We start from the raw sequence: 23967 nt of genomic DNA, 5'->3' as shown, positions 1-23967 counted from the left end.
CAACATGAAAAGCCTCCTTATTCAAACCTTTTGTTTATTATTCCTTTGCTTGGGCACGGTCCGTGCACAGCAATACCAACTTGCATCACCCAACGGAAAACTATCCGTTACGGTAGATGCCGGAGAAGCCCTCACCTGGCAGATAGCACACGACGGAACCACGGTGCTGCAACCCTCTGCCATCGCCCTGCAAGGCAGAGATGAAAAATCAGCCAAGAAAGCAATAACTTTCGGTAAAAATGTAAAAGTAATCCGTGCAGAACGCAAGTCCGTGGAGTCCTCCTTCCCCACTCCCCTCTATAAAAAAGCAAGTGTGAAGGATGTCTACAACCAGCTGACACTGAAATGCCGCGGAGGCTACAGCGTACAGTTCCGCGCATACGATGACGGCGCTGCCTACCGCTTCATTTCCGAACAGAACAAGCCGTTTATCGTCCTCAACGAAACTGCGGACTTCAATTTCGACAAGGATTACCAGGCATTTGTACCTTACATAAACGACAACCGCAACGGTGAGCGCTATTGCTTCTCTTTCGAGTCTTACTACGACGAAGCCCCGTTGTCCAAAATGCACACCGACTCACTCTCCATCACCCCACTGATGGTTTGCCTGGACGGAGGAAAGAAAGCCGTTATCATGGAAGCCGGATTGGAAAACTATCCCGGCATGTTCCTCACTGTAAATCCCCAGACACGTCAAGGAGTGCAGGCAGCATTTGCCCCCTATCCGCTGGAGGAAATAATCGGCGGACACAACCGGCTGAACCTGATACCGACAAAACGTGCAGACTACATCGCCCGTTGTGCCAAGCAGGAGCTCCCCTGGCGTGTGGTGCTCGTCACCGAAAAGGACACGCAGCTTGCCGACAATGACATGGCACAGCGTCTTGCCCCCGTCTGCCGCATCAAAGACATTTCCTGGATTAAACCCGGCAAAGTGGCTTGGGACTGGTGGAACACCTGCAACCTGACTGGCGTAGACTTCAAAGCCGGCATGAACACCCCGACTTATAAGGCATTCATCGACTTTGCCGCCGACAACAACCTGGAATATATCATCATCGATGACGGCTGGAGCGGAAACGAATCCTTATTGAAAGACCTGAATCCGGATATCGATTTAAAGGAACTGGTAGCCTACGGAAACCAGAAGGACGTCGGCATCATTCTCTGGGCAAGCTGGCGAAATTCTGCCAAAGATACGGAAGCCACATTCAGCCACTATGCACAGATGGGTATCAAAGGCTTCAAGATAGACTTCTTCGACCGTGACGACCAGCCACTGGTACAGTCTGTAGAACGCATTGTAGCCTGCGCCGCCGAGCACCGCCTGGTATTGGACCTGCATGGCCTCAAACCATACGGTATACAGCGCACCTATCCCAACGTCCTGAACTTTGAAGGTGTAAAGGGATTGGAGAACGCCAAATGGGAACCGATAGTGAACGGAGCCCCCCTCCACAACTTCCCACGCTATGACGTGACTGCTCCCTACCTGCGTATGCTTATAGGCCCGATGGACTACACACCGGGAGCCACAATGAACGCAACCCGCGAAACCTTCCGTGCCGTCAACGACCATCCGATGAGCCAGGGTACGCGCGTCCACCAGATGGCGATGTACACCCTCTTCGAAGCCCCGCTGCAAATGCTTGCCGACAGCCCCAGCAAATATATGAAGGAGCAGGAATGCACGGACTTCATTGCCAAAGTGCCTACCGTTTTCGACGAGACCGTGGCACTGGACGGTGAAGTAGGCGAATACCTTACACTGGCACGCCGCAAGGGAGACGTCTGGTACATCGCCTCCATGACCGACTGGACACCACGCGACTGTACCATCGACCTTTCCTTCCTCGGAGAAGGAAGTTACGAAGCCGAAATCTTTTCCGACGGCATCAATGCCGACCGGGAAGCAACCGACTACAAGAAAGAAGTACGCACCGTGACCTCGGGAGACAAGCTGAACATACACATGGCACCCGGAGGAGGATGGACAGCACGGATATGGAAAAGATGATAGGGTGATAAAGTAATGACATGATAAGTGCAATAGGGTGACAGTTACGTTAAAAGTGCTGTCACCCTATTCCTTTATCACTTTTAACATACCTCTACGTGAACCTTTTATATCCTATCTTGTTTTTTCTCACAAAAGCCTAAGGTACCATAGGGCAGGAATTTATATTAAACCTAAACAATTATAAAAGTATGAAGAAATTTATTCCCCTATTATTAGCGGTCTTTGCAGTGACGCTTGCATCTTGCGAAAAAGACCCTGACATGGATAAGCTGGACAATAATTATCTGGTTTATACCAACTATGACAAGAAGGCGGATTTCAAAACCTTCGAAACTTATTACTTGCCGGACAGCATTCTGGTCATCGGTGATAAGGAAAACGCCGAATACTGGAAAGATGAGAATGCCCAGGAAATTCTCAGCGCTTATGTTGCTAACATGAACAGCCGCGGCTACATCCGTGTGGATGACCGGGAAGAAGCCGACCTTGGCTTGCAGGTAAGCTATGTCAGAAGTACCTATTACTTCACCGACTACGGACGTCCCGAATGGTGGTGGAACTATCCTGGCTACTGGGATGCTCCTTACTGGGGCAACTGGGGCGGATGGTATTATCCTTATGCCGTGAACTATTCCTACAGCACCGGTTCCTTTATCAGCGAATTGTTGAATCTGGAGGCGCCGCAAGGCCAGAGCGAGAAACTTCCTGTTCTGTGGACCAGCTATATGAGCGGCTTGCTGAGTGGTTCTACTTCTGTCAATACCAAACTTGCCGTGCAAGGTGTGAACCAAGCTTTCACTCAATCAACTTACCTGACTAACAAGTAGTGACAAGCTACGAGCTATAAGTGACAAATGACGGGTTACCCAATATTAAGGTAACAAGAATAATACGGCAGCATCCTTTCCGGACTGGGAAGTTGCCATTGAACCAAAAAAACAAGAACAAAGTATGAAAACAATAAAATATCTTTCCTTGAGAGTATTTGCGGTTGCCGCTCTTGCTCTCGTCTTCGCCCTACCGACGAAGGCACAGATGACCGATAACGGTTATGCCAATATCGACTGGCAATATAACTTTCCCCTCAGCAACAACTTCGCCGACAAATCAAGCGGCTGGGGTATGAATTTTGAAGGCGGTTACTTCCTGACAGACAATTTTGCATTGGGAGCTTTCTTGAACTACCATAGCAACCATGAGTATTTCGGTCGCCAGACACTTCCCGTAGGCGAAGGCGGCAGTCTGAATACCGACCAGCAGCACACTGCATTCCAGTTGCCTTTCGGTCTGGCCTCCCGCTATGTATGGAACCGTGGAGGTGCATTCCAGCCGTATGCCGGTGTAAAACTGGGTGCTGAATATGCACAGTTGAAGTCAACCTTCAACGTATTCGAAGCCAACAAGGATACATGGGGTTTCTATGTATCTCCTGAAATTGGTTTCAATGTGTATCCTTGGGCTTATGGACCGGGCTTGCATTTCGCAGCCTATTACAGCTACGGTACGAACAAAGGTGACCTCTTTACGTACAGCGTAGACGGTTTGAGCAATTTCGGTCTGCGCGTAGGTATTGCGTTCTGATAAGACACACACTTAAAGCTTAACAGATAGAATTTAATTGTTTCAAAATTGAAGAAGAAAAGAGCCTTTCCTGCGTGAGCAAGGGAGGCTCTTTTTAATTCTACCAGTTATTTTTTTCCTCCCAGCATCGCCTTATATACAGCTTCCTGAATCCTCGTCCTTATATCCAGCCTCATCAACTTGTTATTCCACACATCCGGATAGGTGCGGTTGCTCAAAAAGACATAAACCAAGCCGTTCTTCGGGTCTGTCCAGGCGCAAGTACCCGTGAAACCGGTATGACCGTAGACAGAAGCAGGGGCAGACTCTGCGCAGGGACTCTTCTGGGGATTACGCCGGTCGGGCTTATCAAATCCCAGCCCCCGGCGGCTTATCCTTGAGACGGTGGTAGTAAATACCCTGCAGGTCTCCTTGCTCAAATAGCGCTTACCGTCCAGTTCACCCCCATTCAGCAACATCTGATAGACTTTTGCCACTTCTCCGGCAGTGGAGAACAGCCCGGCATTACCGGAAACGCCGCCCTGAAAAGCTGCAGATTCATCATGTACAAATCCTTGCAAGGTAGTCTTACGCAAGAAAGGATCTGTTGATGAAGGTACAATATCTTCCTTCTTCAAGAAGCGCAGAGGAAGATACCCCGTACGCTCCAATCCCATCGGAGTATAGAATTCCTTGGCCAGATATTCGTCCATAGACATGCCGGTGCGCGCCTCGACCAACTGCTGCAACAAGATAAAGCCCACACAACTATAACGGTAACGTTTATCTCTAAGCGGAGTATCCACAATCTTCTGCAAGTACTCTTGCTTGAAGGAACGGTTCAGCCAAAGGCTGTCGGACACTTGCATCGTATATTCCGGTGTCTGCACCTTCGACATCAGTCCCTGACGGAAGCGGAACTTAGGGTTCGCCCAAGTCTGCCGTCCGATGCGTGCGGAATGCCGGGCATCGGGACGTGCCTTGAACAAAGTGCCGGTGTAGCTCTCTTCATCAATCGCTTCCTGATAGAATAGCAAGGTAGAAGGTAGACCGGATTCATGCATCAGCAGTTCGCGTACCGTAATATTCTTCTTGTCCGTATCCTGTAGGAAAGGCAGATAATCCGACACCCGGTCTGTAAGATTGAGGCGTCCGCCATCGTACAACTTCATCACAGCAAGCAGCGTAGCTGTGGTCTTTGTCAGCGAAGCGATGTCGTATACATCCGTCTTCTTTACGGGAAGCGCCTTGCTTCCGGCCTCGTTCCAGACGTGGGTACCGAAAGCTTTATTATACATCTCCCTACCATCCTTCAGCACCACCACCTGGCAGCCGGGGTAAGCCCCTTCACGAATGCCTTCTTCAGCTATCTTGTCTATTTCAGCCAGCAGACGGGAATTCATACCATGCTCTTCGGGTACAAAGCGGGGGGCGCTTTGAGGAGTCAGCGTCACTCCCGCACCGGCAGCAAACCGACTACCGATACTGGCAGACAAGCGTCCCTCTGAACAAGCGCTGCCATAAACAATCCGGGCAACCTGCCGCTGTACCTCCTCGTTGGAGGAGTGTGCCAAAATCACCGCTTCAGCAGCAGCGTCCCCTTGTTTTATCTGCAATACCTGCTTGCCAGGAATAAAGAACTGATAAACCACCGGTACGTCAGGAGCGAACTTTGCAAAGAAATTCTGATAGGGCGTCAAACGGTGTTCGGTGACACAGACCAGAATACGTTTGTACTTGGCCAGCGCATTCCTCAAACGGTTCCCGTCAGCCTCCGGCAGATTCTTGCCCAAATGGAACTCCACAGGACGGGTATACTGCGACAGTTCCTTGAGGAACGGCCGGATTTCCTGCGCTTCTCCCACATTGAGCACGGCAACTTCACCGATGGAAGGGTCCAGCGGAAGTACCTCGTCCCGGTTATCCAGCACAGTGATGGCTGCCAAGTTCAGCCGGCGCATCAAATCACGCGTTTTCGGAGTATTGATGCGGGTCCCCAAACCTGAAAGCTGTACATGGGGTTTCTTTTCCAACCCAAGGGCATATTTATATTTCAGTACTTTACGGCATTTCGCCTCTATCTCTTTCTCTGTCAGCTCCCCTTTTTTCACAGCGGCAAGCACAGCCTCCACTTCTTCCTTAATACGCCGGGGGACAAGCAGCAAATCATTGCCGGCTTTCAGCGCCTGCAAACAGATGCTTTCATTGCCCGATACCCCTTTCATGGCAAGGGCATCTGTAAAGACAAGCCCCTGAAAGCCGAGGTCATTCACCAACAGACCGGAAACTACCTTACGCGAAAGCGAAGACGGGAGCCCCTTTTGCGGCTCTATGGTAGGCACCTCCAAATGCCCCACCATCATTCCTCCCAATCCGGCACGAATGGCTTTTCTGAAAGGATAAAGCTCTATACTGTCCAGACGGGCACGGGTAAAAGGCAGCACGGGCAACGCCTTATGAGAATCCACATCCGTATCCCCATGCCCCGGAAAGTGCTTGCTGACAGAAAGCACACCACCATCCTCCAACCCTTTGGAGTAGGCAACAACCTTGTTCGCCACATTGAACGGACTTTCACCGAAGGAACGGGTATTGATAACCGGATTCTTGGGATTGATATTCACATCCGCTACGGGAGCAAAATTCACTTGCACCCCCAGTTCACGGCATTGGCGGGCCACCTCGCGCCCATATTCATAAATCAGTGTATCGTTCTGTATGCAGCCCAGCACCATGTTTCGCGGAAAGTTCGGAGTACCGCGAAGGCGCATAGCCAGCCCCCATTCACCGTCAAAGGTAATCATCAGCGGAACTTCTGCCATCCGCTGCGCCTCATTGGTCAACATCACCTGGTTCTGCATCAATCCGCCGGAAAATAACAGACCGCCTACCTTATAGTCCTCCACCACCTTACGCAGCAGTTCCTTGTTGGCCTTGTCCTGCTGGGGGGCAATCGTATAGATGAACAGTTGTCCGATGCGTTCTTTCAGAGTCAGACGCTGCATGACGGAATCCACCCACTGCCTGCACCGCACGTCACTGTTCAAGAGACGTACAAGCGAAGGGTCGTTCGGCGGCACCGGAGTAAACGGCATCGGGCCAAGCTGCGCTTTCAGAAGCGGACAAAGACAACACAATATAGTGATATAGGCAAGCAGGTATATTCTCTTCATTCCTTATAGATAGATTGTTTTTAGGGGATTTGCGGAATAATACTTTTATAAATCAATTCCTGGATATCTCTTCTTATATTCATGTCACCCAGTTTCGTGTTCCATACATTGGGGCACAAGCGGTTGCTGAGGAATACATACACTGTCTTGTTTTCCGGGTCCACCCAAGCACAAGTACCGGTAAATCCGGTATGTCCATATACCGCTTCCGGAGCGGAAGGGGCACAAGGGCTGCGCTTCACAATGGATACATCCGGCTTGTCGAATCCCAGACCGCGACGGCTGATGGCGGATTTCTCCGTCGTAAACAAACGGCAGGTTGCCTCACTCAAGAAACGCTTGCCATTGAATTCACCGCCGTTCAGCAACATTTGATAAACCTTTGCCACCTCTTCGGCCGTAGAGAAAAGTCCTGCATTACCGGACACCCCACCCATGCAGGCAGCAGTCTCGTCATGCACATATCCGCATATATCCTGGCGACGCAGGAAGTCATTGGATGCCGTGGGCATGATTTCCGCTTTGGTGAACTTCGTCAAAGGCAGAAACATAGTACGTTGCAATCCCATCGGGGCATAGAACTCACGGGCAAGGTACAAATCCATCGGCAGCTCCGTCACCTTCTCCACTACCTGCTGCAACAGCACGAAGCCAAGGTCGCTGTAAACATAACGTTTGCCATCCAACTCGCACTTGGCTATCCGCTGAAGGATAGAATTCTTGAAACTCTTGTTCAGCCACATGCCATCTGCCATGTGCAGGGTATAGACCGGTGTATTCTTGTCGGACACCATCCCTTTCCGGAACTTAAAATCGGAACAATAATAGCTATGCTCGCTTACCTGCGTACGATGCCACTCGTCCACCCAACTCTGGGAGTACGGGCCGTGTACCGAATTCGGGTCTATGATGTCCAGGTAGAAGCGGATATAGGGAGGAAGCCCCGATTCGTGGAACAGAAGTTCGCGGATGGTAATGTTCCGCTTGTTGCCATTGCGCAAGAAGGGCAGATAAGCGGAAACCTTGTCATCCAGTTTTATCTTGCCCTCATCATACAGTTTCATGACGGCAAGCAACGTAGCCGTAGTCTTGGTCAGCGAAGCCAAATCAAAAAGGTCCGAAGAACGGACAGTAGTGGTATCCTTATCAGAGTGGGTTCCGAAGCCTTTGTCATATACCGGCAGTCCGTCTTTCCACACCAGCACGCGGCAACCAGGATAAGCTCCCGCTTCCAGTCCCTTTCGGGCAACGGCATCGATACTTTGCAGCACATACGACTTCATGCCGTAATCTTCCGGAACAGTCTTCCCCGGTTTCATGCCCGGCTCAATCATACAGCCCGTTCCCGCTGGAAACAGTTTACCGATACTCATCGACATTCTGCCACTGGCCAGCTTTTTGGCAAAAAGAACATCAGCCACGTATTGCTGCAAATCCGTCTCTGCCGAATGTGCCAGCACCACAGCGCTGGATTTGGCAAGTGCGGGCATCAGAGGTTGCAATGTACGGTAAGAGGTAAAAAAAGTATAGACCAGCGGAGCACGCAGGTTCAAGCCTTCCAGAAAGGCCACATCACGGTCGCTGACATAAGCCGAACCGGTGATGCTGATAACCACGCGACGGAAAGCAGCCAACTGCCCCTGCACTTCCTGCCAGAGAGCCTCATCGGCATTCCAAGGCAAGTGGAAATGGCTGATGCCTGCATTCTTTTTCATAGCTTCCACAAAGGGAGCATCCGCCTCCTTCTCTCCGATGCTGAGCACGGCAATATCACCTTCCACCGGTGCCAGCGGGAGGACATCGAAATAATTGTTCAATACAGTCACTGCCGAACGGCGCAACTTGGCAGCCAACACCTGCGCTTCCTCCGTATTGATGCGATAGCTCATTCCGCTGACCCGAAGTTGCGGCTGGCGGTTTCTCAAACCAAGCATATACTTGTACATCAATACCTTGCGGCACTTGGCATCAAGTTCGTCCTTACTCAGTTGTCCCGACTCCACTGCATCTACCAGCTCCTGCACCGCATTCTTCGTATTGAACTGTACCAGCACCATATCATTTCCCGCCAGCAGCGCTTTGGTAGTTACCTGCGGAATGGCAGACACCCCCTTCATGTCCAAGGCATCGGTAAACACCAGCCCTTTAAAGCCGAGTTCATCCTTCAACAACCCGGTCACCACATTCCGCGACAAGGAAGAAGGAGTCACCCCGTCCGGGTCCAGCGCCTGCACTTGCAGATGGCCTACCATGACACCCCCCAATCCGGCACGTACCATTTCCTTGAAGGGATAAAGTTCCACACTGTCCAGGCGTGCACGGTCGTAGTGCAAGGCAGGAAGCGCCTTATGAGAATCCACATCCGTATCGCCATGCCCGGGGAAATGCTTGCAAACGGAAAGTATGCCCCCGCTTTCGAGCCCACGGCTGTATGCCACCACCTTTTCCGCCACCCGCTGCGGGTTCTCGCCAAAGGAGCGTACGTGTATCACCGGGTTCAGCGGATTCGTATTGACATCCGCATCGGGTGCAAAATTGACGTGTACCCCCAATTCGCGGAACTGGCGGGCCACCTCACGTCCATATTCTTCAATCAGGCCATTGTCCTCGATACATCCCAAGGCGGCATTACGGGGATAGTCCGGAGCGCCTTTCAGCCTCATTGACAGTCCCCACTCTCCATCGAAAGTAACCATAACGGGAATCTTGGCATCCTTCCGGGCCATATTGGTCAAGATAGCCTGCTCTTCCGGAGTACCTTCGGAAAACAGCAAGCCACCGACCTTGTATTTCTTTACCAGCTCGCGCATCTGCTTTTTCGTGGCCTTGTCTGCTCTGGCCGGAATGGTGGCAACGATGAGCTGCCCCACTTTTTCGTGTACATTCAGACCTGACAACACGGAGTCCACCCATTGCCGGCACCGGTTGTCTGCAGCCGAAGGAAGAAACGGGCCTCCCGTCTGGGCGTGAAGTGAAGATAATCCCAATATAAACAATCCTGCAACCCATAAAAGGAGGGTGAGTCTTTTCATCATGCTATTTTTCAGTTAAAGTAAGTACCATTTCTCCTACGTAGATGCCACTCTTTCCGGTGTGCAGCACGGGAACGCTCTTGCCGTCCGCATTCAGATAAACGGCAGGCTTTTCCATAAAAGTATGCGAATGTCCTCCCAAAATGACATCAATGCCACGCGTCTTGCCTACCAGGTTCTCGTCGGAAGCGCCTTCGGGATTTGCACTGCGGATACCCAAATGAGACATGCAAATCACAACCTCGCAATTCTCCTTCTCCCTGAGAAGGTCTGTCATTTCCTGGGCCACCTTTATCGGGTCGTTGTAGACAATGCCTATGCATTTATCCGCCTGCACCAGCCCTTCCATCTTAGGGGCCAGGCCGAAGATTCCGATTTTCACCCCTTCGCGCACCAAGGTGATATAAGGCTTCACCAGCCCTTCGAGTACCGTACCCGTCACGTCATAATTGGAACAGACCACGGGAAAATCCGCCATACGGAACAATTCCGCCATATTCTCAAGTCCGAAATCAAATTCATGATTACCTATCGTCATGGCATCATAGCCCATGAGGTTCATCATCTTGACCTCCAGCTCGCCTTTGAAAAAGTTATAATAAGGGGTACCTTGCGAGATGTCTCCGCAATCCAGCAGCAACATATCCGGATGCTTGCCGCGAAACTGCTTTACAAAACCGGCACGGCGCACCACACCGCCCATCCCGGCATACTCGTCGGCAGCCTCGGCGCTGATGGGTTCTATACGGCTGTGCGTATCGCTGGTGTGCAGGATAAACAGTTGTTTTCCGGATTGGCCGGACGATACAGAATCGGCGGACACCAGGCAAAGGGGTTCTTCAGTAATGACACGCCCCTCTTGCTGTGCCGATGCGGGGAGCATGAAAAGCAGCAGGGCTGCCAAGGAATACATATGTTTCATAGAACTTCTGTTTTTTTAATGCTTACTCTTTAACGACCACTCTTCCCTCCATGCGCGAAGTCACCTTCTTGCCGGCTGCCGTCTGCTTCTCCACATACTTCATGAACAGACCACGCAGTGTAGCCCCATCCGGGCACTCCCTTTTATCCGCCTGCAGGAAAGCCGTCATTCCATCGTTTCCATCAGCCAGATAATCAATCGTGGCAACCGTATAGTCACGGTCATCCTCCACCGGCTTGCCGGCAATGGAAGCCTGGAGCAGCTTGCCATCCTTGCTGATTTCCAACTGTATACCACTCACCCCTTCACCAAGTCTCACCGCAATGTTTTCAAACAAGTGCTTCATGGCAGAGCCTTTCATCGTCAGCACACAGAGCGAATTCTCAAAAGGCAATATCTCATAGATGTTTTCGGTAGTGATATCTCCTTCCGTCAGGGAATTCCGGATTCCACCGATATTGATTAGCCCCATATCGGCCGGTTTGCCCAGCACTTCCACCGCAGCCTCACGCAGTACATCTGCAATCAGATTGGATAAAAGGCTTTCGGGCCGGAATCTGTCCATCGACATTTCTGCGGTTCCCACCACATGATACATAACGCTGTCCATCCGGGCCTTGTAAGGCGCCAGCAGAGCCACGGCTTCGGCATCCGGCTCGGCATCCCAGACAGAGTTCATGGGAATTCTGCCTCCCTCTACCTTGGTCACTTCGTAGGAAGAATGGCAGGAAACCAATAGAAGTGCAACCGCCAACACTGCCCCCGCAAGGAGACTGAAAGTTTGTTTCTTCATATTCATTTAGTTTTAAATTGCTACAAATATACTTTTCTTTTGTGACTGAGCCACACAATTAACCGATTATTTAGACTTGCGTTTAGCAGAATGAAACGCTCAAAAATCATCCCAACTGGCGAAAAAAAGCTTGAAGCACTTGTGTATCTGGCAAATAATTCGTTCCTTTGCACCGCTTTCGCGCAATCGCTGTCAGGACACCAAGAGAGAAGCCTGGTATGTTGCGTTGTAACGATGAAACAATTTAATAATAAAAACAATGGATTTAATTAAAATTGCAGAAGAAGCATTTGCTACCGGAAAACAGCACCCGAGCTTCAAGGCAGGTGACACTGTAACAGTAGCATATCGTATTGTCGAGGGTAACAAGGAACGTGTACAGCTGTACCGTGGTGTTGTTATCAAAATTGCCGGACACGGAGACAAGAAGCGTTTTACAGTACGTAAGATGTCAGGAACCGTAGGCGTAGAACGTATTTTCCCGATTGAATCACCGGCTATCGACAGTATCGAAGTGAACAAAGTGGGTAAAGTTCGTCGCGCTAAACTGTACTACCTGCGCGCTCTTACCGGTAAGAAAGCAAGAATCAAAGAAAAAAGAGTTAACGGTTAATTCCAGACTCCTATTTCGAAATAAAAAAGGGAAACTGACAATGTCGGTTTCCCTTTTTTAGTGATATACACAGTAGGCATACACACCATGCGATACTCTACTGCTACTCCCTCATTCAAAACATTGTAAGCCTGCGCTCCTTTCCTTTCACATAAGCCTTCCTTCTTGCTGATATGTTAGTTTATCAGCGCCCAACGGCCGTGAGGCGCTCTGCTAACGACCGTCAACAAGGTGCTTTATGGCCGTTAGGCGAACGCCTCACGGCCGTTAAACAGCTCTCATATGCATAGCTTGCCTATACTGAATACCTATCTTATCCATACCAAAAGCCTGACTTCCACCTATTATCGCACGGGCTTTTACGAAGTTAATACCGTGTTTGCAGGAAACCAATAGCTTGTTTACACGATATTGGCAAATTGCTCCATATCCTATTAATTTATTGTACTACAAGATATTAATAGATTATTTGGCGTAAATTTAAGGTGGAAGTAAAAGTTGCTTCCACCTTTTCAAGTTGCTTCCACAGCATCCGCAACCCCGATGAATAAAGGGATACAGAGAATGGGTGGAAGTGTGGAAGCAACTTGTGACATAACTTTATTGCTGAGGAATATGTGCCACTAAAGAAAAAAAGGTGTGTCGAAACTCTCATAAACTAAAAATCACCCTCGCCACAGATAGGTGTAGCGAGGGTGATTTCGATAGAAGGGGAGTTTTGACATATCCCCTCCTTTATCAGTTTCCCTAATATTGATTACTTGATATCTCTCAGCTCCCAGCCCAACGCACTGGCACCCAGCACTGCAGCATCAGAGTCCTTCAACTCGGAAGCCAGCAACTTGGTCTTACCTTTGTAGATATTCAATACATTGTCGTCAATAGCTTTCTGGATAGGCTTGAAGATATAGTCTCCCGCTTTTGCCAGACCACCGAACAACACGATAGCTTCCGGGCTGGAGAAAGCGATGAAGTCAGCCAAAGCCTCACCCAAGATGGTTCCGGTAAACTCAAAGATTTCTTGGGCAATCTTGTCACCCTTCACAGCTGCGTCATACACATCCTTGGAAGTAATGTTTTCTGCCGGAATGTCGCGCAACAAGCTCGGTTCGGTACTCTTGGTCAAGAACTCACGGGCAGAACGTGCCACACCCGTAGCCGAGCAGTAAGTTTCCAGACAGCCGTGACGTCCGCATCCGCAGAGACGTCCGTTTTCACGACGGATAATAGTATGTCCCAACTCTCCGGCAAAACCGTCATGGCCATATACCATCTGACCGTTAATAACGATACCGCTACCTACACCGGTGCCAAGAGTTATCATGATAAAGTCTTTCATACCGCGAGCCGCACCGTAAGTCATTTCACCGATACCGGCAGCATTGGCGTCGTTTGTCAAAGCGGTAGGGATACCCAAGCGCTCTTCAAACATGGCAGCCAAAGGAATTACACCCTTCCAGGGAAGGTTCGGGGCAAACTCAATAGTACCGCTGTAATAGTTTCCGTTAGGAGCACCGATACCGATACCTTTTATCTTGTCTACTCCACCGTTGGCAATAATGAGCGGCAACAGATTCTTGCAAACTTCGTCTACGTAATCATTGACGTCCTCATAAGCTCCGGTTTTGATGGAACTGCTTGCAATAATAGTTCCGCGTGCGTCTACAATACCAAAGACGGTGTTTGTTCCGCCTATGTCAATGCCCACTACATAGGGCTTTTCCATGTTTGAATTCATGATATTACTTTTGTTTAAAGGGTTAGTTAATCACATTCATGGTTACAAAAATCACAAAGAAAAACGACACTGCAAAATCTTTTTTTAAAAAAGTTTGCAACTTTTGCAACTTTTCGTAGCATTGCTGCGTCTAATAGTGAAAATTAATAAGAGTAAAGCAATAAACAGGGAAAACAGTGATACAACTAAAAGACATTAACAAGACCTACAACAACGGAGCACCGCTGCATGTGCTCAAAGGCATCAACCTCGACATTCAGAAAGGCGAATTTGTTTCCATCATGGGCTCATCGGGTTCGGGAAAGTCCACTTTACTCAATATACTGGGTATTCTGGATAGTTACGACACGGGGGAATATTATCTGAACGGTACCCTCATCAAGAACCTCAGCGAAACGAAGGCAGCCGAGTACCGCAACCGTATGATTGGTTTCATCTTCCAGTCCTTCAATCTCATTTCCTTCAAGAATGCAGTGGAGAATGTGGCGCTTCCTCTCTTTTATCAAGGAGTGAGCCGCCGCAAACGTAATGCGCTGGCACTGGAATATCTGGACCGCCTGGGGCTGAAAGAGTGGGCACACCACATGCCAAATGAGATGTCCGGTGGACAGAAACAACGTGTAGCCATCGCCCGTGCCCTCATTACCCAACCGCAGATTATCCTTGCCGATGAACCTACCGGCGCGCTCGACAGCAAGACTTCCGTAGAGGTGATGCAGATTCTAAAGGAACTGCACGATACGGGCATGACCATCGTAGTCGTGACCCACGAAAGCGGTGTTGCCAACCAGACGGACAAGATTATCCATATCAAAGACGGTATCATAGGTAGCATCGAGACGAATCTGAACCACGATGCAAGCCCGTTCGGAAAAGACGGATTCATGAAATAATAAAGGAAGAGCCCCCTCCCCCTTTAATTTTTAATTCTTAATTTTTAATTATCAATGATAGACCTTTGGCAAGAAATATACGGAACCATCAAACGCAACAAACTGCGTACATTCCTGACGGGCTTTGCCGTGGCATGGGGAATCTTCATGCTCATCGTGCTGCTCGGAGCCGGAAACGGTATCATACATGCCTTCGAGCAAAATGCGTCGGAGCGTGCCTTGAACTCTATCCGCATCTTCCCCGGCTGGACCACCAAGTCATACGACGGTCTGAAAGAAGGACGCCGCGTCCAACTGGACAACCGGGACATGGATGACACGGAGAAGCAATTCACCGAAAATGTCATCAGTGCCGGTGCCACCGTGCGTCAAAGTAATGTAAACGTCAGCTTCGGACAAGAATATATCAATATCTCTCTGCTGGGCGTATATCCCAACTATACCGAAGTGGAAACCGTGAAAACAGCGGACGGACGTTTCATCAACTACAACGACCTGAAAGACCGACGTAAAGTCATCATCCTCCATAAGAAATCTGCAGATATCCTTTTCGGAAAAACGCATACTGAACCCATCGGACAATTTGTCAATGCCAGTGGAGTGGCCTATCAAGTAGTAGGCCTCTACAATGACCAGGGAGACCGCGAGGCAAACGAAGCGTATATCCCCTTCTCCACCTTGCAGACCATCTATAATAAAGGAGACAAGCTGAATAACATCATCTTTACAACCAAGAACCTGCACAGCATAGAAAGTAACGAAGCCTTTGAAAAAGAATACCGCAAGGCTATTGCCACCAATCACCGCTTTGACCCCACAGATGAGAGCGCCATATGGATATGGAATCGTTTCACCAACTATCTGCAGACACAGAATGCAATGGGTATCCTCCGGACTGCAATCTGGGTTATCGGTATCTTCACACTGTTGAGTGGGATTGTCGGCGTGTCGAACATAATGCTGATTACCGTGAAAGAACGTACCCGGGAATTTGGTATCCGTAAGGCATTGGGAGCAAAACCTTTCTCCATCCTTTGGCTGATTATTGTGGAAAGCGTGACTATCACTACGCTATTCGGTTATATCGGTATGGTGGCAGGCATCGGGGTGACGGAATGGATGAACTCTGCTTTCGGTAGCCAGACGATGGATGCCGGCATGTTCCAGCAGACCATGTTCTCCGATCCCACCGTAGACCTCAGTATTGCTATCCAAGCTACCCTGACCCTTATCATAGCGGGTACGTTGGCTGGGTTCTTCCCGGCTAAGAAAGCGGTAAGTATCAGTCCTATTGAAGCACTTAGAGCAGATTAAAGATTATGAGAATAGACATAGATACGTGTGAGGAAATCCTCATCACAATAACAAGGAACAAAACGAGAAGCCTGCTTACGGCGTTCGGCGTATTCTGGGGTATCTTTATGCTGGTGGCGCTTATCGGTGGCGGCCAGGGCATGCAGGAAGAACTAAAATCCCAGTTCGAAGGATTTGCAACCAACTCGGGCTTTATCGCTGCACAAAAGACAAGCGAGGCTTATAAAGGTTTTCGCAAAGGACGATGGTGGGATTTGGAGATGGAAGATGTAGACCGTGTACGCAATGTGGACGGTGTGGCGCTTGCCACGCCTTCCATTGCCTTATGGGGACAAGTGGCTGTCTACGGAGACAACAAGTACGACTGTAGTGTGAAAGGCTTGTATCCCGAATATGAACAGATAGAACATCAAGAGATGACCTATGGACGTTTCATCAATGATGTCGACATTAAAGAGTCGCGTAAAGTGTGTGTAATCGGCAAACGTGTTTATGAAAGCCTCTTCAAACCCGGTGAAGACCCCTGCGGCAAATATGTCCGGGTAAATGGTATCTATTACCGGGTTATCGGAATGTGTTCATCCGAAGGCAATGTCAATATACAAGGGCAGGCCTCTGAAGCCATTACATTGCCTTTTTCCACCATGCAACAGACCTACAACCTCGGAAAGAAACTGCATGTAGTATGTTTCATCATGAAACCGGGAGTAAAAGTGAAAGACGTGCAGCCCGAAGTGGAACGTCTTGTAAAAGCAGCGCACTACATTGCTCCCGATGACAAACAAGCCGTCATGCTTCTGAATGCGGAAGCTATGTTCTCCATGATGGACAACCTGATGATTGGAGTGCGCTTTCTAATCTGGATGGTAGGTTTGGGGACGCTGTTTGCCGGAGCTATCGGCGTATCGAATATTATGATGGTAACCGTCAAGGAGCGTACAACGGAAATAGGCATACGCCGTGCCATAGGTGCCCGTCCTAAAGACATTCTGCAACAAATTCTTTCGGAAAGCATGGTGCTGACCACTATAGCGGGTATGGCAGGTATTTCTTTTGCCGTATTTGTACTGCAAATACTTGAAAAGGCCGCCAATGACCCTGGAGTTATCAAAACCCACTACCAGGTTTCATTCGGACTGGCTATCGGAACCTGCATCCTCCTCATCGCATTAGGAGTGCTTGCCGGACTGGCACCTGCCTATCGCGCCATGGCAATCAAGCCAATTGAAGCCATCAGGGATGAATAAACTTATAGAGAGACCACTAACCGTAAGCCATGAAATAATGGCTATATCAATCGTAAATAATTAAATCGTAAATATAAGATGAAAACAAAGAAGTTTCTGAAAATCGCATTATTGGTAGTAATTGCTGCCTTATTCATTTGGACATTCGTTTTTCTGTACCAGAAGTCCCAACCTAAAGTAACAGTATACGAAACGATAGTTCCGGAAGTGACAGACCTTGAAAAGACTACCGTAGCCACCGGCAAAGTGGAACCGAGAGATGAAGTCCTTATCAAGCCGCAGATTTCCGGTATCATTGCCGAAGTATACAAGGAAGCAGGACAAAGTGTGAAGCAAGGGGAAGTGCTTGCCAAAGTAAAGGTGATACCCGAACTGGGACAATTGAACTCTGCCGAAAGCCGCGTACGATTGGCGGAAATCAACGCTGCCCAAGCCGAAACGGATTTCGCCCGTACCCAGAAACTGTACAACGACAAGCTTATCAGCGCTGAAGAGTACGAAAAAGGGGAAGTAAGCGTGAAGCAGGCACGCGAGGAACTGCAGACAGCAAAAGATAACCTGGAAATTGTAAAGGAAGGCATCACCAAGAACAGCGCCTCTTTCAGTAGTACCCTGATCCGTTCCACCATTACCGGTCTGATTCTGGATGTACCCATCAAAGTCGGTAACTCGGTTATCATGAGTAACACTTTCAATGACGGAACCACCATCGCTACCGTTGCCAACATGAACGATTTGATTTTCCGCGGCAACATTGACGAAACGGAAGTGGGCCGTGTGCACGAAGGCATGCCGGTGAAACTGACAATCGGCGCCCTGCAGAATCTTTCGTTCGATGCCACACTGGAATACATATCTCCGAAGGGTGTGGAAGAAAACGGTGCCAACCAGTTTGAAATCAAAGCTGCCATTGCCGCACCGGACAGCGTACAGATACGTTCCGGCTATTCTGCCAACGCAGAAATCGTATTGGACCGTGCCCAGAAAACGCTTGCCGTACCGGAAAGTACCATTGAATTCAATGGTGACAGCACCTTTGTATATGTAATGACGGACAGTGTACCGGTACAGAAGTTCGAACGCCGCCCCATCCAGGTCGGCATGAGTGACGGCATAAAGATTGCCATCAAAAGCGGTATCAGTGCCCAGGATAAGATTCGCGGTGCAGAGAAAAAGGATTAACAAACGGAATAGCTTAAAAAGATATACGATATGAATAAAAAGATATTCTTATACCTCGCAATATTCGGCAGTATCTCAGTGCAGGCGCAGGAACGATGGTCTTTACGCCAATGCATAGACTATGCCATCGAGCATAACATCAGTATCCGCCAGACAGCCAACGCTGCCGAACAGAGTGCTGTCGAAGTAAATACAGCCAAATGGGCACGACTGCCGAACCTGAATGCCAGTGCCGGCCAGAGCTGGAACTGGGGACGTACGCAAACAGCCATCAAAAATGAGGATACGGGAGACTATTCCACTGTATACGTCAACACCAGCAGCCACGGCACTAATATGTCTGTCAATACCAGCATACCTATCTTTACCGGTCTGGAAATTCCCCACCAGTATGCATTGGCCAAACTAAACCTCAAAGCTGCCATTGCCGACCTGGACAAAGCCAAGGAAGACATTGCCATCAATATAGCTTCGGCCTACCTTCAGGTGCTGTTCAATGAAGAGCTCCACCAGGTGGCGTTGGGACAAGTGCAATTGAGCAAAGAGCAATATGTCCGCATCAGCCGGCTTGCCGACTTGGGAAAAGCCTCTCCGGCAGAACTGGCAGAAGCCAAAGCACGTGTGGCACAAGACGAGATGAATGTAGTGCAGACAAACAACAACTATAAGTTGGCCCTGCTCGACCTTAGCCAGCTTATCGAACTGGAAACACCGGAAGGGTTCAATCTGGAATCTCCGGCAGTCAATCTGGATTTAGTCCCTCTCACTCCTCCGGATGAGATATTCCAAACAGCCATGGTGAGTAAGGCTTCCATACAAGCTGCACAGTTCCGCTTGGAAGGCAGTAAACACAATATCCGTATTGCCCAGAGCAACTACTACCCGCAACTGAGCCTGAACGGTAGTCTCGGTACGAATTACTATTCTACCATCGACCGTACTTTCAGCCAGCAGATGAACGATAACTTCAACAAATATGTAGGATTCAACCTCAGCGTACCTATTTTCAACCGTCTCTCTACCCGTAACCGGGTACGCACGGCACGCCTGCAACGTGAAAACTATGCCTTGCAATTGGATAATGCCAAGAAGACACTTTATAAGGAAATCCAACAAGCATGGTACAACGCCGCTGCTGCCGAAAGCAAATATACCAGTAGCCATACAGCCACCGTTGCCAGCGAAGAGTCTTTCAAGCTGATGAGCGAAAAGTATGAGAACGGAAAAGCAAATGCCGTAGAATACAATGAAGCAAAACAGAACCTTATGAAATCCCAATCAGACGAATTGCAAGCCAAGTATGACTATCTGTTCCGTACCAAGATTCTGGATTTCTATAAGGGAGAACCGATTGAATAAAAAAAGAAGTATAATTTTAGTTGTTGTGTTTGATTCTCCCCTCTCCCTGCCTCCAGGCTGACAAGAGGGGAGTTTTTTGTTCTTCTATCTCCTTTCCGAAGAGCGGGAAGAGCTACTGCCGGTAGAACTGCGGGTAGTGCTTGAAGAGCTGCTGCGACGGCTTTCGGAACTCCGTACGCCGGAAGCATTTCTTCTTTCCTTGCTTGCCGTCTTTACCCTGCTACGGCTGGGGCTCTTATCATTATTTTTAGTTCTTGTGGTTTCTATTTTCTCTTTACTCGACTTTCTGCCACTATCCACACTACTACGTCGCGTACTGCTGTTACGTGTACCTGTGCTAATGCGATTATTACTACTGTTGCTACGTCGCGTGGTATATACATCATCCCTGCCTGCCGGACGCTTATGCGAATTAGGGCGGATGTTCACCGAACCGAAATCTGAACGGCGGCTGGTGTGGTACGACTTATCATTCCGAATACTCCACGAACCAGTATAGTGCGGATGATGGTAACGACCGCGATAATAGCTGTTGTGATAGTGCGTACGATAATGCCCACCGCAATATGTACGGTAATGATACGGCCGCGGGAAATAGAAATGATTATGGTTGGTGTAAGTGATGTAAACCCTAAAAGACCAACGACCACCACTTACATAAACCGGACGGTAAAAATAGGCGGCCTGCATGAAACGGCCGTACTGCCGGTTATTCAGCACCCATCGAAGGTCGTCATTGCGCACATCCAGATAATCGTAATAGCGATTCAAGGCCCATTCCTCCCCCCGAAGAACGTCATCCATCAGATAACGTATACCGGAAATGAAATCATAGTTTATTTCGTACACGTCATTATACTGTTCTGTACTCAGGTTCAATTCATAGGCCATCTTGTCCGTAAGAAAGCGGGTCTCTTTACGCACTTTGCTGTTGCTCATTGCCGCACTACAAACAGCTGTACTCATCATAGCGGCAAGAAATATAAATATAATCCGTTTCATAACCCCTCCTTTTTTTAGTTATTCTTCTCATGATATTGTTTGATGAAGGCATTTATCTCGTTCTTGTCCGACGAGAAGGTCAGCTTGTCTATCGCATAATAGAAATTCGGTTTATCGGCTATTTTAGGATAAATCTTCTTCATCAACTGTTTCTTTTCACTGTCGAAACGATAAAAATCCATCAGACGGATACACTGGTCAGTAGTGAACCAAGAGGTCAGCAAGGCATGGTCGAGCACTTCCTTACGGTCTGAATCGAAACTCTGTTTTTCCATCAGCCCCATAAACTGTTCGAAGGCAGATGGTGACATCACCGGTTCATGCTGCTCGCCTCCTAACGGTCTGTCACCGGGTCTGCCAGGCTTGTGATGATTAGAAGTACCCCAGTTTCCACCAGGTCTTTTGTCCTCTGGAATGAAAATATCTTCCACTTCATTGATGGAGCAATGCACACGTTCATCATATAGGAGTTTTCCTCTTCGGGAATTCTCCCCACGGGATGGCGCTTCATAAACCTCTACCCGACAACTACCACGCAGATTGGCTACAAAACAACTGAAAGTAGGCAGGCAAACCTGCTGTCCGTCGACCAGTACCACCACTCTACGGTATGGACTTTCTATACGGATTCCGTCTATGGGCGCCGCTTTTATTGCGGGAAACGCTACCAGAACTAGACAAACACTTAATATCAAATGACGTATCATGACTTTTCTTTTTTTATTGTACGACAAAAATAGGGAGAGGAAATTCCCCTCCCTAATGATTGTCTCTATTTACAAGTAGGGAAATTCCTAATGACTGGGACTAATTCCTAATCCTGATTCCATCTTCCTCCAATACAACCAGATGTTTTTTGTACAAATCTCCCACAGCCTTTTTGAAGGTTTTCTTGCTGACACCGAAAGTTGCATAGATTTCTTCTGCCGGACTCTTGTCATTCAAAGCTATCCGTCCGCCCTGTTCACGGATATAGTCCAGCAGCGTAGCTGAGAAATCTTCTACTTTAGCCTGCCCCGGTTTTTGAAGCAGCAGGTCTATCTTGCCGTCTTCACGTACCTGCTTCACATAGGCTTTCATCCTCATGCCCGTGTGCAGTGGCTGAAATATCTCGCTCTCATATAGCAAGCCGCTATATTCATCGTTGATGATCGCCTTGAATCCCAAATCCGTCTTCTGCCAAATCAGGATATCCACCTCCTGCCCCGACTCATAGACGGCCTTCTCTTTGGAAAGATAACGGTCTACTTTGGCCGATGCCACGATACGATAGCTTTCATCATCCAAATGGGCATGAACCACATACTTCTTTCCCACCTGCATCTTCATTTTCTGTTCGCGGAAGGGGACGAAAAGATCCTTCATCAATCCCCAGTTAAGGAAAGCACCATACTGGTTTATCCACGCCACCTCCAAGCAGGCAAACTGCCCGACCTGCACTAACGGTGTCAGAGTAGTGGCTACCAGACGTTCTTCGTTATCAAGATATATAAAAACGTTCAGTTTGTCTCCCACCTTACAGTCTTGGGGGACATAACGCGACGGAAGCAGAATTTCACCTTCTTCGCCACCGTCCAGATACATGCCGAAGGCTACCTCCTTCACCACTTCCAGCGTATTGTACTTTCCTAACTCAATGCTCATAGTTTCTTACTTATCTTCATTTTCCCAACAAAGATAAGTAATTTAGGTACAATACAGCAGTTCGGAAAGAAGAAATAACTTTTTGCTCTAAAAGATAACTTTTTTCTATGAACAACTCTCTTCAAAAAGGGTTATCTTTGTATCGTGACAATCAGCAAGAAAAGATATTACTCACCTTTAAATAAAAAAGATTATGGAATTTCTGACAAATGACAAATTGACAATCGTCGGCGCAGCCGGCATGATCGGTTCAAACATGGCACAGACTGCAATCATGATGCATCTCACTCCCAACCTATGTCTGTACGACCCTTATGCTCCCGGACTGGAAGGTGTGGCCGAAGAGCTGTTCCACTGCGGATTCGAAGGAATGAACATCACATTTACCTCCGATATCAAAGAAGCGCTGACCGGTGCCAAGTATGTGGTATCATCAGGCGGTGCCGCCCGCAAGGCCGGCATGACCCGCGAAGACCTTTTGAAAGGCAATGCCGCTATTGCCGAAGAATTCGGTAAGAATGTAAAAGCCTACTGTCCGGATGTGAAGCACGTGGTTGTCATTTTCAACCCTGCCGACATCACCGGTCTGATTACCCTATTGTATTCCGGCCTGAAACCTTCACAAGTGACCACATTGGCTGCCCTCGACAGCACCCGCCTGCGCAGTGAACTTTCCAAGCACTTCGGCATCGCCCCCGACAAAATCGAAAATTGCCGTACCTACGGCGGTCATGGTGAACAGATGGCTGTATATGCCTCTACCGCCAAGGTGGACGGTAAACCGTTACTTGATATCATCGGTACCCCTGCCCTGACTAAAGAACAGTGGGTCGAAATCCAGACTAAGGTAACCAAAGGCGGTGCCAACATCATCGCCCTCCGTGGACGTTCTTCCTTCCAGAGTCCGGCATACGTCTCTATCGAAATGATAGCTGCAGCGATGGGTGGCAAACCGTTCCGCTGGCCTGCCGGTACATATGTACACAGCCACGGCTTCGACCACATCATGATGGCAATGGAAACTGAAATTACCAAAGACGGTGTACACTATAAGGAACTGAACGGCACGCCCGAAGAAGAAGCCAAACTGAAAGAAAGCTATGCCCATCTCTGCACACTTCGTGACGAGGTGATAGAAATGGGTGTACTGCCTGCCATCAAAGACTGGCACAGCATCAATCCGAATATCGACTGATGTCTTCGATAGCAAATGATTTTTAGAAGTAAGGTGCCTCGCTCCATAGAGCAAGAGGCACCTTTTTTAGATATTTTTCCTCAAAAAGCCTTGCGGTATAAAAAAAACTCTTTATCTTTGCACCCGCAAACGAAAAAGGTGCCATAGCTCAGTTGGTAGAGCAAAGGACTGAAAATCCTTGTGTCCCCGGTTCGATTCCTGGTGGCACCACCAAAAAAGCTTTCACTTTTAGAAAACCCTTGAATTAGAGATAGTTCAAGGGTTCTTTTTTTACCCT

18 protein-coding genes and 1 tRNA gene are annotated in these 23967 nt (G+C 48.7%); 11 read left to right on the top strand and 8 right to left on the bottom strand.

Annotation, left to right across the window (positions count from 1 at the left end):
* Positions 1 to 4: 4 nt before the first annotated feature.
* The 3 genes from ABUA47_RS03300 to ABUA47_RS03290 all read left to right on the top strand — a co-directional run bounded on the left by ABUA47_RS03300 (position 5) and on the right by ABUA47_RS03290 (position 3604).
* A complete protein-coding gene (locus tag ABUA47_RS03300) occupies positions 5 to 2020 on the top strand; it encodes a glycoside hydrolase family 97 protein (RefSeq protein ID WP_035449733.1) in 2016 nt (671 codons plus the stop codon).
* Positions 2021 to 2211: 191 nt separating this feature from the next.
* The gene (locus ABUA47_RS03295; protein ID WP_005834796.1) at positions 2212 to 2850 is read left to right on the top strand and encodes a DUF4136 domain-containing protein; all 639 of its coding nucleotides are present in this window, start codon (positions 2212 to 2214) and stop codon (positions 2848 to 2850) included.
* Between the two features lie 124 nt (positions 2851 to 2974).
* On the top strand, positions 2975 to 3604 hold the full coding sequence (locus ABUA47_RS03290; RefSeq protein WP_005834794.1) for an outer membrane beta-barrel protein: 630 nt from the start codon (positions 2975 to 2977) through the stop codon (positions 3602 to 3604).
* A gap of 107 nt (positions 3605 to 3711) precedes the next feature.
* Here the strand turns inward: ABUA47_RS03290 and ABUA47_RS03285 are convergent, their stop codons facing one another.
* Genes ABUA47_RS03285 through ABUA47_RS03270 form a run of 4 tightly spaced genes read right to left on the bottom strand, consistent with a single transcriptional unit; the run spans position 3712 to position 11503 of the window.
* A complete protein-coding gene (locus tag ABUA47_RS03285) occupies positions 3712 to 6756 on the bottom strand; it encodes a glycoside hydrolase family 3 N-terminal domain-containing protein (protein WP_035449736.1) in 3045 nt (1014 codons plus the stop codon).
* Positions 6757 to 6776: 20 nt separating this feature from the next.
* Entirely contained in the window at positions 6777 to 9791 is a 3015-nt protein-coding gene (locus tag ABUA47_RS03280; RefSeq protein WP_005825053.1) for a glycoside hydrolase family 3 N-terminal domain-containing protein, read from the bottom strand.
* 1 nt (position 9792) lies between these two features.
* Positions 9793 to 10710: a bifunctional metallophosphatase/5'-nucleotidase gene (locus ABUA47_RS03275; RefSeq protein ID WP_005825055.1), complete on the bottom strand. Its 918-nt coding sequence runs from the start codon at positions 10708 to 10710 to the stop codon at positions 9793 to 9795.
* Between the two features lie 22 nt (positions 10711 to 10732).
* Positions 10733 to 11503 carry a 5'-nucleotidase C-terminal domain-containing protein gene (locus ABUA47_RS03270; RefSeq protein WP_016273980.1) on the bottom strand — a complete coding sequence of 257 codons (771 nt, stop codon included), beginning with the start codon at positions 11501 to 11503 and terminating at the stop codon, positions 10733 to 10735.
* 259 nt (positions 11504 to 11762) lie between these two features.
* On the opposite strand from ABUA47_RS03270, the gene rplS reads away from it, so the two are divergent.
* A complete protein-coding gene (gene rplS, locus ABUA47_RS03265; RefSeq protein ID WP_009122351.1) occupies positions 11763 to 12116 on the top strand; it encodes a 50S ribosomal protein L19 in 354 nt (117 codons plus the stop codon).
* Positions 12117 to 12873: 757 nt separating this feature from the next.
* Here the strand turns inward: rplS and ABUA47_RS03260 are convergent.
* On the bottom strand, positions 12874 to 13854 hold the full coding sequence (locus ABUA47_RS03260) for an ROK family protein (RefSeq protein ID WP_025833234.1): 981 nt from the start codon (positions 13852 to 13854) through the stop codon (positions 12874 to 12876).
* Between the two features lie 176 nt (positions 13855 to 14030).
* On the opposite strand from ABUA47_RS03260, the gene ABUA47_RS03255 reads away from it, so the two are divergent.
* The 5 genes from ABUA47_RS03255 to ABUA47_RS03235 all read left to right on the top strand — a co-directional run bounded on the left by ABUA47_RS03255 (position 14031) and on the right by ABUA47_RS03235 (position 19849).
* Positions 14031 to 14747 carry an ABC transporter ATP-binding protein gene (locus tag ABUA47_RS03255; RefSeq protein WP_005825069.1) on the top strand — a complete coding sequence of 239 codons (717 nt, stop codon included), beginning with the start codon at positions 14031 to 14033 and terminating at the stop codon, positions 14745 to 14747.
* Between the two features lie 54 nt (positions 14748 to 14801).
* Positions 14802 to 16061 (top strand): ABC transporter permease, encoded by a 1260-nt coding sequence (locus ABUA47_RS03250; RefSeq protein ID WP_005825072.1) that lies wholly within the window; start codon positions 14802 to 14804, stop codon positions 16059 to 16061.
* A 5-nt stretch (positions 16062 to 16066) separates the two neighbouring features.
* Positions 16067 to 17308 carry an ABC transporter permease gene (locus ABUA47_RS03245; protein WP_005825074.1) on the top strand — a complete coding sequence of 414 codons (1242 nt, stop codon included), beginning with the start codon at positions 16067 to 16069 and terminating at the stop codon, positions 17306 to 17308.
* 78 nt (positions 17309 to 17386) lie between these two features.
* Positions 17387 to 18490: an efflux RND transporter periplasmic adaptor subunit gene (locus ABUA47_RS03240; RefSeq protein WP_005834785.1), complete on the top strand. Its 1104-nt coding sequence runs from the start codon at positions 17387 to 17389 to the stop codon at positions 18488 to 18490.
* 30 nt (positions 18491 to 18520) lie between these two features.
* Positions 18521 to 19849, top strand: a complete 1329-nt coding sequence (locus ABUA47_RS03235) for a TolC family protein (RefSeq protein ID WP_005825078.1) — start codon at positions 18521 to 18523, stop codon at positions 19847 to 19849.
* Between the two features lie 84 nt (positions 19850 to 19933).
* Here ABUA47_RS03235 and ABUA47_RS03230 read toward each other — a convergent pair whose 3' ends face one another.
* The 3 genes from ABUA47_RS03230 to ABUA47_RS03220 all read right to left on the bottom strand — a co-directional run bounded on the left by ABUA47_RS03230 (position 19934) and on the right by ABUA47_RS03220 (position 22495).
* Positions 19934 to 20851 carry a hypothetical protein gene (locus ABUA47_RS03230; RefSeq protein WP_035449740.1) on the bottom strand — a complete coding sequence of 306 codons (918 nt, stop codon included), beginning with the start codon at positions 20849 to 20851 and terminating at the stop codon, positions 19934 to 19936.
* Between the two features lie 14 nt (positions 20852 to 20865).
* Positions 20866 to 21558 (bottom strand): DUF4476 domain-containing protein, encoded by a 693-nt coding sequence (locus ABUA47_RS03225; protein ID WP_005825088.1) that lies wholly within the window; start codon positions 21556 to 21558, stop codon positions 20866 to 20868.
* Positions 21559 to 21658: 100 nt separating this feature from the next.
* Positions 21659 to 22495: a S1 RNA-binding domain-containing protein gene (locus ABUA47_RS03220; protein ID WP_035449742.1), complete on the bottom strand. Its 837-nt coding sequence runs from the start codon at positions 22493 to 22495 to the stop codon at positions 21659 to 21661.
* A gap of 193 nt (positions 22496 to 22688) precedes the next feature.
* Here ABUA47_RS03220 and ABUA47_RS03215 point away from each other — a divergent pair, with 193 nt between their 5' ends.
* A complete protein-coding gene (locus tag ABUA47_RS03215; RefSeq protein WP_005825092.1) occupies positions 22689 to 23690 on the top strand; it encodes a malate dehydrogenase in 1002 nt (333 codons plus the stop codon).
* A gap of 137 nt (positions 23691 to 23827) precedes the next feature.
* Positions 23828 to 23903 (top strand) — tRNA-Phe (locus tag ABUA47_RS03210).
* Positions 23904 to 23967: the final 64 nt, after the last annotated feature.

The sequence above is a fragment of the Bacteroides sp. RTP31139st1_H2_RTP31139_211217 genome (assembly GCF_040227615.1).
In the GTDB taxonomy this organism is placed as follows: Bacteria; Bacteroidota; Bacteroidia; order Bacteroidales; family Bacteroidaceae; genus Bacteroides; species Bacteroides uniformis.
Note: the sequence above shows the minus strand (reverse complement) of the source record. Positions and strands in the feature narration are given on the sequence as shown.

Bases quoted from the DNA above. Each gene is read 5' to 3' on its own strand.
- ABUA47_RS03215 (WP_005825092.1), top strand. From the start codon at position 22,689: ATGGAATTTCTGACAAATGACAAATTGACAATCGTCGGCGCAGCCGGC.
- ABUA47_RS03295 (WP_005834796.1), top strand. From the start codon at position 2,212: ATGAAGAAATTTATTCCCCTATTATTAGCGGTCTTTGCAGTGACGCTT.
- ABUA47_RS03250 (WP_005825072.1), top strand. From the start codon at position 14,802: ATGATAGACCTTTGGCAAGAAATATACGGAACCATCAAACGCAACAAA.
- rplS (WP_009122351.1), top strand. From the start codon at position 11,763: ATGGATTTAATTAAAATTGCAGAAGAAGCATTTGCTACCGGAAAACAG.
- ABUA47_RS03230 (WP_035449740.1), bottom strand. From the start codon at position 20,851: ATGAAACGGATTATATTTATATTTCTTGCCGCTATGATGAGTACAGCT.
- ABUA47_RS03270 (WP_016273980.1), bottom strand. From the start codon at position 11,503: ATGAAGAAACAAACTTTCAGTCTCCTTGCGGGGGCAGTGTTGGCGGTT.
- ABUA47_RS03300 (WP_035449733.1), top strand. From the start codon at position 5: ATGAAAAGCCTCCTTATTCAAACCTTTTGTTTATTATTCCTTTGCTTG.
- ABUA47_RS03275 (WP_005825055.1), bottom strand. From the start codon at position 10,710: ATGAAACATATGTATTCCTTGGCAGCCCTGCTGCTTTTCATGCTCCCC.
- ABUA47_RS03260 (WP_025833234.1), bottom strand. From the start codon at position 13,854: ATGAATTCAAACATGGAAAAGCCCTATGTAGTGGGCATTGACATAGGC.
- ABUA47_RS03240 (WP_005834785.1), top strand. From the start codon at position 17,387: ATGAAAACAAAGAAGTTTCTGAAAATCGCATTATTGGTAGTAATTGCT.
- ABUA47_RS03245 (WP_005825074.1), top strand. From the start codon at position 16,067: ATGAGAATAGACATAGATACGTGTGAGGAAATCCTCATCACAATAACA.
- ABUA47_RS03290 (WP_005834794.1), top strand. From the start codon at position 2,975: ATGAAAACAATAAAATATCTTTCCTTGAGAGTATTTGCGGTTGCCGCT.
- ABUA47_RS03285 (WP_035449736.1), bottom strand. From the start codon at position 6,756: ATGAAGAGAATATACCTGCTTGCCTATATCACTATATTGTGTTGTCTT.
- ABUA47_RS03225 (WP_005825088.1), bottom strand. From the start codon at position 21,558: ATGATACGTCATTTGATATTAAGTGTTTGTCTAGTTCTGGTAGCGTTT.
- ABUA47_RS03235 (WP_005825078.1), top strand. From the start codon at position 18,521: ATGAATAAAAAGATATTCTTATACCTCGCAATATTCGGCAGTATCTCA.
- ABUA47_RS03220 (WP_035449742.1), bottom strand. From the start codon at position 22,495: ATGAGCATTGAGTTAGGAAAGTACAATACGCTGGAAGTGGTGAAGGAG.
- ABUA47_RS03280 (WP_005825053.1), bottom strand. From the start codon at position 9,791: ATGATGAAAAGACTCACCCTCCTTTTATGGGTTGCAGGATTGTTTATA.